The organism is Pseudomonas sp. B16120 (assembly GCF_044218845.1).
In the GTDB taxonomy this organism is placed as follows: Bacteria; Pseudomonadota; Gammaproteobacteria; order Pseudomonadales; family Pseudomonadaceae; genus Aquipseudomonas; species Aquipseudomonas paracarnis.
Map to the genome: position 1 here is coordinate 3,655,562 of NZ_CP162588.1, position 10,545 is coordinate 3,666,106.

At 61.4% G+C, this 10,545-nt stretch carries 1 protein-coding gene; it reads right to left on the reverse strand.

What is annotated here, in order from left to right; genetic code table 11:
* Positions 1-54: 54 nt before the first annotated feature.
* The gene (locus AB4P90_RS16890) at positions 55-10,542 is read right to left on the reverse strand and encodes an amino acid adenylation domain-containing protein (protein WP_395605168.1); all 10,488 of its coding nucleotides are present in this window, start codon (positions 10,540-10,542) and stop codon (positions 55-57) included.
* Positions 10,543-10,545 lie beyond the last annotated feature (3 nt).

The following is a 10,545-nucleotide window of genomic DNA, read 5'->3' on the forward strand; positions in this document are numbered from 1 at the left end:
AAAAAAGCCCCCAGTCGCTCAAGGTGACTGGGGGCTTTTCATATTGGCCTCTGGTCAGCTCATCGCGGCAGCGAAGCTATGGACGAACTCTGCGTTATCGATTAATCGGTCATGGCTGGTCTCGATCAACACTGAGCGCTCGATCGTTGATTGCACTGCAACTTCCAGCATGCTCGCCTCAATCAATTGATGATGTACCCCAGTACGACTCAAGGTCGCCCACCAGCAACTTATCGGTGCCTTGATCGCCTTGAAGTCGGCATCGTGCAGGCGCTGCCCGAGAATGCGGTCAACCTCCCAGGAAATCTGCGCTTCGTGGCCACTGAGCAACTCATCCTTGAGCTCGCCAAAACGCGAGCCCAGGGTTTCCTCGGCCCAGTGGCTGAATGCAGTCCATTGCTCGCCTTCTGCAGCCTCTAAGCATTGCAGCTCGGACCAGTGGGCATGAATCTGCTGGGAGAACTCAGGGAACATCACCTCCAACAGTTCCACACGCCGTTCATTGGCAGAAATATCTCTTTCGTCAACCATCACCGCCGTATCCCAAAACGGCTTGACCCACTGCGGCGGGGATGCGTCGATCCAGCCAACACACTCGACCTGTCGGCCCGCCTGCTCCAGGCCATAGGCGACTTCCATCGCCAGGTTGCCCCCCAGCGACCAACCGGCCAAACGGAACGGACCCTCGGGCTGAGCCTTCAACAATTGCGTCGTGTAGTCCTCGACCATTGCAGCCCAGGCTGGCACCTCGCTGCCCTCCTCGGCCAAGGCGCGACACATCACCCCCATCACCGGCCTGTGCTCACGCAACGCAAGGGCAATCGCCTTGTAACAATGCACCGAGCCATAGCTGGGATGGAACAGGTACAACGGTGTTCCACGGCTTTGACTGTTGAGCCTCACGATCAACGAACTGCCAGCGCTTCCCTCAAGGCAAGCCGCCTGCCCTGCGACGCTCGGATTGAGCATCAACTGACTCACCGACAGCTCCACGCCAACAGCTTTGCGGATGCGCTCCTTGAGCATCAGGACCAGCAACGAATGCCCGCCCAACTCGAAGAAGTTATCTTCGACACTCACCTGCTCAAGCTCCAGGACTTCGCGCCAAATGGCTACAAGTGCTTGCTCCAGCGTATTGCGCGCTGCGACGAAGTGCCGTTCGTGCAAGTTTGAATCCGGCGCAGGCAACGCCTTGCGATCCAGTTTGCCGTTGGGGCTCAGTGGCATATGGTCCAGCAGTACCCACTGCGCAGGCACCATGTAGTCCGGCACATGTGCCAATAAATGAGTGCTCAGTGCATCACGCCAGGCGAGTGTCGAATCCTGCAGCACCACATACCCAACGAGATACTTGCCTTCATGCACTTGCACCGAGGCGTCGCGCACCAGTGGATGCTCCAGCAAGCGCGCCTCGATCTCACCCAGCTCTATGCGCAAACCGCGTAGTTTTACTTGATGATCCAGGCGCCCAATGTATTCGATCACGCCATCCCTGCGCTGTCGCACCCGGTCGCCGGTACGATACAACCGCGTGCCAGGCTGGAACGGGCACGGTACAAACCGCTCTGCGGTCAGGCTGGGACGTCGATGGTAACTGCGTGCCAGCCCGACGCCCCCCAGGTACAACTCGCCCGCAATGCCCACCGCGACTGGCTGCAACTGCGCATCCAGCACGTAAGTGCGCAGATTGGAAATGGGTCTGCCAATCGGCACGCTGTCACGATGCTCATCGACGCACGTCCAGTGAGTCACATCAATCGCAGCCTCAGTCGGTCCATACAGGTTGAACAAGCCCGTATTCGGCAGCTCGGCGAATACGTGTTGCTGCACCCCCACCGGCAAGGCTTCGCCACTACAGATGATACGGCGCAACCCCTGACAGCTGGCCACTTGTGAATCCTGCAGGAATGCGTGCAGCATGGAAGGCACGAAATGCAGGGTGGTCACTTGGTGCCGATTGATCAACTCCACCAACTTCGATGGATCCCGATGATCTCCAGGGGCCGCTACCACCAGCCGTGCACCGGTCATCAAGGGCCAGAAAAACTCCCATACCGATACGTCAAAACTGAACGGTGTCTTTTGCAACACCGTATCTTCGGCGCCGAGCGTATAAGCCTGTTGCATCCATAGCAACCGATTGGTCAACGCACAGTGACGGTTACCCGCCCCCTTCGGCTGGCCGGTGGAACCGGAGGTGTAAATGACGTAAGCGAGATTTTCCGCGTCTACGGCCACATCAGGATCGGTATCGGCATACTCGCTCAGCCAGTGATCGTCGGGCTCGACCACCAGACAGTGCGAGGGCGTGCTGACCGGTAAGGCCTGTAACAAATGCGCCTGCGTCAGCAGCAGCGGTACGTTGCTGTCTTGCAGCATGTAGGCCAGGCGTTCGCGCGGGTAGTCCGGGTCCAGCGGCACATAGGCGCCACCTGCCTTAAGCACAGCCAGAAGTGCTACCACCATTTCAATGGAGCGTTCCATCGCCACACCTACCAACACATCAGGCGCGACACCGGCCTGGATCAAGCGGTGCGCCAATCGATTGGCTCGTGCATTCAACTGCGTATAACTCAGTGTCTGAGCGCCAAACACCAAAGCCTGGGCATTCGGTGTGCGCCGCACTTGCGCTTCGATCTGCCTCTGCACGCTGTCTTCCAACCGATAATCCTGCGCCGTGTCGTTCCACTGTTCGACTATCACCTGATGCTCAAGAGGTTCCAATAGCGGTAGCTGAGCGACACGTTGGTGAGGGTCATCCAACATGGCCTGCAACAGGTTCTGCCAATGGCGCGCCATGCGATTGGGCGTGGCGGCATCGAACAGGTCGGTCGCATAAGTCAGGGTTGCCCATAGCCCATCGACGGTTTCCTGTGTGTCCAGGCTCAAATCGAACTGAGCGGTTTGCGTGCCCCACTCCAAGCTTTCAATCCTCAGGTCGGGTAGTTGCTGGCTCGTACTGGCTAGACGCGCTTGACTCTGATGATTGAAAAGCACCTGAAACAACGGATTGCGGCTCAAGCTGCGTTCAGGTTGCAGGGCTTCGACCAATTGCTCGAACGGCAAGTCCTGATGGCTTTGGGCGTCCAACGCCCGGTGCTTGGCCTGCTGCAACAGCTGGGTGACCGTCAGCTGCGCATCGAAATCGCCCTTTAGCACTTGGGTGTTGACGAAAAAACCTACCAGGCGCTCGGTTTCGACCCGGTTACGATTGGCAATAGGCACACCCACGCGAATATCCTGCTGCCCGCTGTAGCGGTGCAGTAGAGCCTGGAACGACGCCAACAAAACAATGAACAGCGTGACATCCTCACGCTGCGCCAGGGCCTTGAGCCCCTCCACTAATGCCGGTGCAAGCTTGATCTCCAGGCTTGCACCACGAAAGCTCTGCACCGAAGGTCGCGGCCGATCAAGGGGTAGCTCCAACACTGACGGCTCACCGCCAAGCAGAGCCTGCCAGTAACCCATTTGCCGATCGCGTTCACCACCCGTCATCCAGTCACGCTGCCACTGGGCATAGTCAGCATATTGAATCGGCAATGCCGGCAGTTGCAGGTCCTGGCCCTGGCTGTAGGCGGCATAAAGTTGCACCAACTCATCCACCATCACCTGCATTGACCAGCCATCGGAAACGATATGGTGCTGCACGAGCACCAACACATGGTCGTCTTCGGCCAGGCGCAACAAGGTTACGCGCAGCAACGGCCCTTGCTGCAGATCGAAAGGTTGCGCGATCTCGGTCTCTACCCGACGCTGCATGTCCGCCTCATTGACCTGCTCATGAAGGATGGCCACAGTGCCGTTTTCACGGATTATCTGGAAGGCCTGCCCTTCGTCCTGATGTACCTGCGTTCGCAGGCTTTCATGACGGGCTACCAGACTGTCGAAACTGCGTTGCAAAGCCGCATGATCCAGCCAGCCACGCAAGCGCAAGGTGCTGGGTACATGGTAGGCCGCACTGTGCGGATCCAATTGCCAGAGAAACCACTGGCGCTCCTGGGCATAAGACAGCGCCAACGGCTGTTGACGGCTGACCGGCAGGATCTGAAGCACACTTGCCTGTGATTCATGGGAGTTGCACAGGGTCTCGACAAACCCCTGCAGTCGCGGTTGCTCAAACATTGTTCTGAGGGGTACTTCCCGACCCAACAGTTGACGCAGGCGCGAAATTACCTGCATCGCCAATAATGAATGCCCCCCCGATTCAAAAAAGTGATCGGCCAGACCGACACGCTCCACGCCCAGGATCTGGGCCCAGATGGCCGCCACCTGTTGCTCCAACTCGCTCTCGGGCGCCACATACACCTGCTGCATCTGACTCACATCCGGCAGCGGCAAGCCCTTGCGGTCGAGCTTGCCGTTGGGGGTCAGCGGCATACGCTCAAGGAACATCAAATGCGTCGGCACCATGTAGTCCGGCAAGCGGGTTTTCAAGGCGCGCCGCAAGGTTTCGCGACCGGTGGATTGAGCGACAGCATCATCCAGGAGCGTCCGGTCCAGTGGTACGACATAGGCCACCAGTTGCTTACCGGTCGGCCCCTCTTGGGCGACCACCACGGTTTCACCGACACTGGCTTGCTCACGCAAGCGCGCTTCGATTTCCCCCAGTTCGATACGGAAACCGCGGATCTTCACCTGATGATCGACACGCCCCAGGTAATCCACCACGCCATCCGGACGCCCGCGGGTCAGGTCGCCGCTGCGATACACGCGACTGCCAGGCTTGCCGAACGGGTCCGGCACGAAGCGTTCGGCGGTTAACGCCGGACGCTCCAGATAACCGCGGGCCACGCCCTCGCCGCCCAGGTACAACTCGCCGGCTACGCCGATGGGTTGCAGGTTCAGTTGCGCATCCAACACGTAGCCACTGCGGTTACCCAACAAAGTGCCGATGGGCGCGTAGACGGCGCCACAGGGGTCGCCCTTGCGTGCCTTCCACAGCAGCGGCGTGACCACGGTTTCGGTCGGGCCGTAGCCGTTGAACAGGTATTTGGGTTTCAGCGCGCGCCACGCCAGGTCGTAGCTGGCTTGAGCCACGGCATCACCGCCAAAGCAGTACACCCGCACCGCCGGCGGGTTGCCGTCGCGCTCGGCATGTTCGGCCAACTGTTGCAGGTACACCGGTGGGAACACCGCCATGGTCACGTTATGGCGATGCATCTGCTCGTAGGTGTATTCCGGCAGCCACAGGCTGTCGTCCCGGATCAACACGCTGGCGCCGTTGATCAGCGGGTGCATCCAGCCTTCGTGGGAGCCGTCGAAAGCGAACGACATGAAGTGCAGCTCGCAATCGGCCGGCGAGGTTTCATAGCGCTCGCCGGTAGCGATGATATGCGCCACCAGCGGGCCGTGTGACACCGCCACGCCCTTGGGCAAACCGGTGGAGCCGGAGGTGTAGATCACGTAGGCAAGGTTGTCGCCGTCCAGCGCCACATCCGGGGCCGCATCGCTGTAATCCGACCAGGCTTGCACCTGATCCACCGCCAAGACGTCGAGGCCGTCCGGGATCGGCAACCGGTGTTGCACGGCCGAATGGGTCAACAGCATTTTCGAGCGGCTGTCTTGCATCATGTACAGCAGGCGATCACGTGGGTATTCGATATCCAGCGGCACATACACACCGCCGGCTTTCATCACCGCCAGGAACGCCACCATGATCTCGGCACTGCGCGGCATGGCGATGGCCACCCGCACTTCCGGGCCGACGCCACGGGCGATCAAGGCATGGGCCAGGCGGTTGGCCTGGCGATCCAGTTCGCCGTAAGTCAGGGTTTGCGCGTCGAATTTCACCGCCACCGCGTCCGGGATTTCGCGGGCGCGATCGCCGACCAATTCGTGCACCAGGCGCTCGGCCGAAAAGCCAGACTCCGTGCGGTTCCACAGTTGCAGGATCTGTTGTTGTTCGGTCGCGTCCAGCAGGCTTAACTGGCTGAGCTGCTGTCGTGGGTTGGCGACCATACCTTGCAGCAGGTTCTGCCAGTGACGCGCCATGCGTTGCACGGTGCTGGCTTCGAACAGGTCCTGGGCATAACCCAAGGTGGCCCATATACCTTCGGTGGACTCCTGAATATCCAGGTCCAGGTCGAAATGTGCGGTCTTGCTGTCCCAATCCAGCCCTTCTACCCGCAGCCCTGGCAATTGGTGCTGAACCTGAGCCTGGCCGACGTCAGTCTGATGATTGAACATGACCTGGAACAGCGGGTTGTGGCTCAGGCTACGCTCAGGTTGCAGGGCTTCGACCAGTTGTTCGAACGGTAAATCCTGGTGGGCCTGGGCTTGCAGGGCGCGTTGCCGAACGTGCTGCAGCAACTGCTCGACACTCATCAGCCCATGCACATCGGCCTTGAGCACCTGGGTGTTGACGAAGAAGCCAATCAAGCGCTCGGTCTCGCTGCGATTGCGGTTGGCAATCGGCACGCCGACACGTATTTCTTCCTGGCCGCTGTAGCGGTGCAACAAGGTCTGGAACGATGCCAGCAACAACATGAACAGGGTCACGCCCTGCTGTTGGGCCAAAGCCTTGAGCCCCTGAGTGAGTTCCGGCGTCAGCTCGAATGCCAGGCGTGCGCCGCGGTGGCTCTGCACAGCCGGGCGCTGGTGATCGAACGGCAACTCCAGCACGCTCTGCTCACCGCCCAACAGTTCACGCCAGTAGGCCAGTTGACGTTGCTTCTCACCAGCGTCCATCCAGCTGCGCTGCCATACGGCATAGTCGGCATACTGGATCGGCAGCGCCGGCAACTGCACGTCCTGGCCCTGGCTGTAACCGGCATACAACTGCACCAGTTCCTCGACCACCAACTGCATCGACCAACCATCAGAGACGATGTGATGCTGCACCAACACCAACACATGCTCGTCGGCGGCCAGGCGCAACAGCGTGACACGCAGCAACGGGCCTTCTTGCAGGTCGAACGGCTGGGCGATCAGCGCTTGCACCCTGGCGTTGAGCTGGGCTTCATCGGCATCGGCCTGGGTGATCGGCAAGGACATTGGCGGCTCAATCACTTGCACCGCGCCGTCGTGATCCTGGCGGATATGGGTGCGTAGGCTTTCATGACGCGCCAGCAAGCTATCGAAACTGCGTTGCAACGCAGCCAGGTCCAATCGCCCTTTCAGGCGCAGCGCGCTGGGAATGTGATACGCCGCGCTGTGGGGTTCCAGTTGCCAGAGAAACCATTGTCGCTCCTGGGCGTAAGACAGCGGCAACGGCTGCACGCGCCCGGCCGACAGCAGGGCCGGCGCCGTTGGCGATGGGCTCTCCTGGGCTTGCATGGCCGCGACAAACGCCTCCAGCCGCGGGTGTTCGAACACGGCTTTGAGCGGCACTTCCAGGCTCAGCGTCTGGCGGATGCGTGACACCACCTGCATCGCCAGCAAGGAATGCCCGCCCAGTTCGAAGAAGTGCTGGTTCAAGCCCACCCGTTCGGCCCCCAGAATAGCCGCCCAGATCGCCGCCACCTGTTGTTGCAACGGGGTGACCGGCACCCGCCAATCCTGTTGTTCCACGCTGGCATCTGGCTTGGGCAGGGCCTGGCGATCCAGCTTGCCGTTGGGGTTGAGCGGCATGCGCTCGAGGAAGATCAGGTGCGCCGGCACCATGTAGTCCGGCAGGTGGTCGCGCAAGGTGGCCATCAGCTGTTCGCCCACCTCGGCGCGCTCGGTTTCAGACAGCGTCTGCGCAGGTACCAGGTAGGCCAGCAGTTGGTTGTCGGCAGCCAGCAACAGCGCTTCACGCACGCTGTCCTGGGCCAGCAGCACAGTTTCGATCTCACCCAGTTCTATGCGAAAACCACGGACCTTGACCTGGTGATCGACCCGCCCGACATACTCCACCACACCATCGGCGCGATAGCGCGCCAGGTCGCCGGTGCGGTACAGGCGCTCGCCGGATGGGCTGAACGGGTCAGCGACAAAGCGCTCGGCGGTCAGGCCCGGCCGCTGCAAATACGCACGGGCCAAGCCATTGGCGCTGGCGATATAGAGTTCACCCACGGCGCCCAGCGGTAGCAGGTTCAGGTCACGGTCCAGCACATACAGGCCACGCCCTGGTAGCGCCCGGCCAATGGGGCTGGCACCGCCGGCGCTGACGGCGCTCGGGTCAGTGCAGTCCAGCACGCTGGAAACCACGGTGGCCTCGGTAGGCCCGTAGGTATTGAGCAAGCGCACATGGCCGAGCCCGGCGCGCTGCCACAACAGCGGGCCGTCCAACGGCATGGCTTCGCCGCCGATATGGATCTGGCGCAAGGCACCATAGGTCCTTGGGCCTGCTGCCAGGCAATCTTGCAGGAACAGCTTCCAGTAGGCCGTGGGCAAGTCGGCCAGGGTAATGCCCTGGGCAATGATCTGCCGATACAGCTCGGCACCGTCCCACAACTGCGGGCCACGCAGTACCACGGTGGCACCAAGGGTCAGCGCCGGGTACAGCTGCTCGACGAAACCGTCGAAGTTCAAGGTGGCAAACTGCAACACTCGGTCCTGGGCAACCAACTGCGAGTAATCCGCCGCGATGCCAGCGAACTCACTCAGTGCTGCATGGCTGATGGCAACCCCCTTGGGCTTGCCTGTGGAGCCGGAGGTATAGATCACATACGCCAGGCCCTGGGGCTCGACCTCAACCGGCAAATTATCGTCGGCACGCAACGCCAACTGCGCCTGGACCCGGTCGATGTCCACCGCCAGCACCTGGGCCGGCAACGGCAGGCGCCCATGCAGGTGCGATTGGGTCAACACCAGGCCCACACCACTGTCCTCAAGCATATGCGCCAGGCGTTCGCGGGGGTACTCAGGGTCCAGCGGCACATAGGCCGCTCCTGTCTTGAGCACCGCGAGCAAGCTGACCACCATGGCAAAGGAGCGCTCCACGGCGATCCCCACCAGCCCTTGAGGGCCGACGCCCTGAGCCAGCAGATAATGCGCCAGGCGGTTGGCCTGACGGTTCAGTTCCCCATAGCTGAGGGTCTGCTCATCCAGGGCCAGGGCTTGACGTTCCGGCTGCTGATCAGCCTGGGCTTCAAACAGCCGGTGTACAGCCTCAAAGGGGGTGACACCGGCCGGGGTGTTCCAGTCCTGGAGCATCCTGTGTTGCTCAGCGGCGCTCGCCATCGGCAGTTCGCAGAGGCGGCTGCGGGGTGCACTCACCACCGCCTGCAGCAGGTGCTGCCAATGTTGCGCCAAGCGCTCGATGGTGGCGGCGTCGAACAGGTCGGTGGCGTAGGTCAGCGCGGCCCAAAGCCCGTCGGCGGATTCATGGGTGTCCAGGCTCAGGTCAAAATGGGTGGTCTGGCTGTCCCAGTCCAGTTCCACCACACGCAGGCCCGGTAACTGCTGGCCTTCGCGGCCGCCTTGGGCATCGGTCTGGTGGTTGAACATCACCTGGAACAATGGGTTGTGGCTCAAGCTGCGCTCGGGCTGCAACGCCACCACCAGTTGTTCGAACGGCAGGTCCTGATGGGCCTGGGCCTCCAGGGCGCGGCGTTTGGTTTGTTGCAGCAGCTCGGCAAAGCGCATCTGCCCGTCAAGGTCAGCCTTGAGTACCTGGGTGTTGACGAAGAAGCCGATCAGCCGCTCGGTTTCGACACGGTTACGGTTGGCGTTCGGCACGCCAATGCGGATATCCGACTGCCCGCTGTAGCGATACAACAGGGCTTGGAACGACGCCAGCAGCAGCATGAACGCGGTCACACCCTCTTGCTGCGCCAGGCGCTTGAGCCCCGCCACCAGCGTCGGTTGCAGATGCACCTGCAGGCTTGCACCGCGATGGCTTTGCTGCGCCGGGCGCAGACGGTCCAGCGGCAATTCCAGCACCGGTTGCTCGCCGCCCAGCAGGGCCTGCCAATATGCGAGTTGGCGCGCCTGTTCCCCGGCTTCCATCCAGCCGCGTTGCCACAGCGCGTAGTCGGCGTACTGGATCGGCAGCTCCGGAAGTTGCAGGTCATGGCCCTGGCTATGGGCGGCGTAGAGCTGCACCAGTTCCTCCACCATCACCTGCATCGACCAGCCATCGGAGACGATGTGGTGCTGCACCATCACCAGCACATGCTCATCCTCGGCCAGTTGCAACAGCGTCACACGCAACAACGGGGCCTGGTGCAAATCGAACGGCCGCGCCACCTCCTCTTCCACCCGCGCCATCAACTGCGCTTGGTCGACGTGCGCCTGCTGGATCTGCACCCGTGCCTGCGGCATCACTGCCTGCCACAGGCGTTGACCGTCATCGACCAATTGCGTGCGCAAGCTTTCATGCCGGGCTAGCAGGCTGTCGAAACTGCGTTGCAACGCTGCCAGGTCCAAGTGCCCGTGCAAACGCAGGGCGCCTGGGATGTGATAGGCGGTGCTGTCCTTGTCCAGTTGCCAAAGGAACCACTGGCGTTCCTGGGCGTAAGACAACGTCGGTGTGTCGCTGTCGTGGCGGGTGGGAGCAATCGGCAGTTGAGCGAAACTCATGCCCCGGCTTTGCAGGCGCTGGTAAAACTGCTGGCGCTGCTCCAGAGGCAAGCGAAGAAAGCGCGACACCAGGTCGATATTAGGGTTGGAAAGCATGGT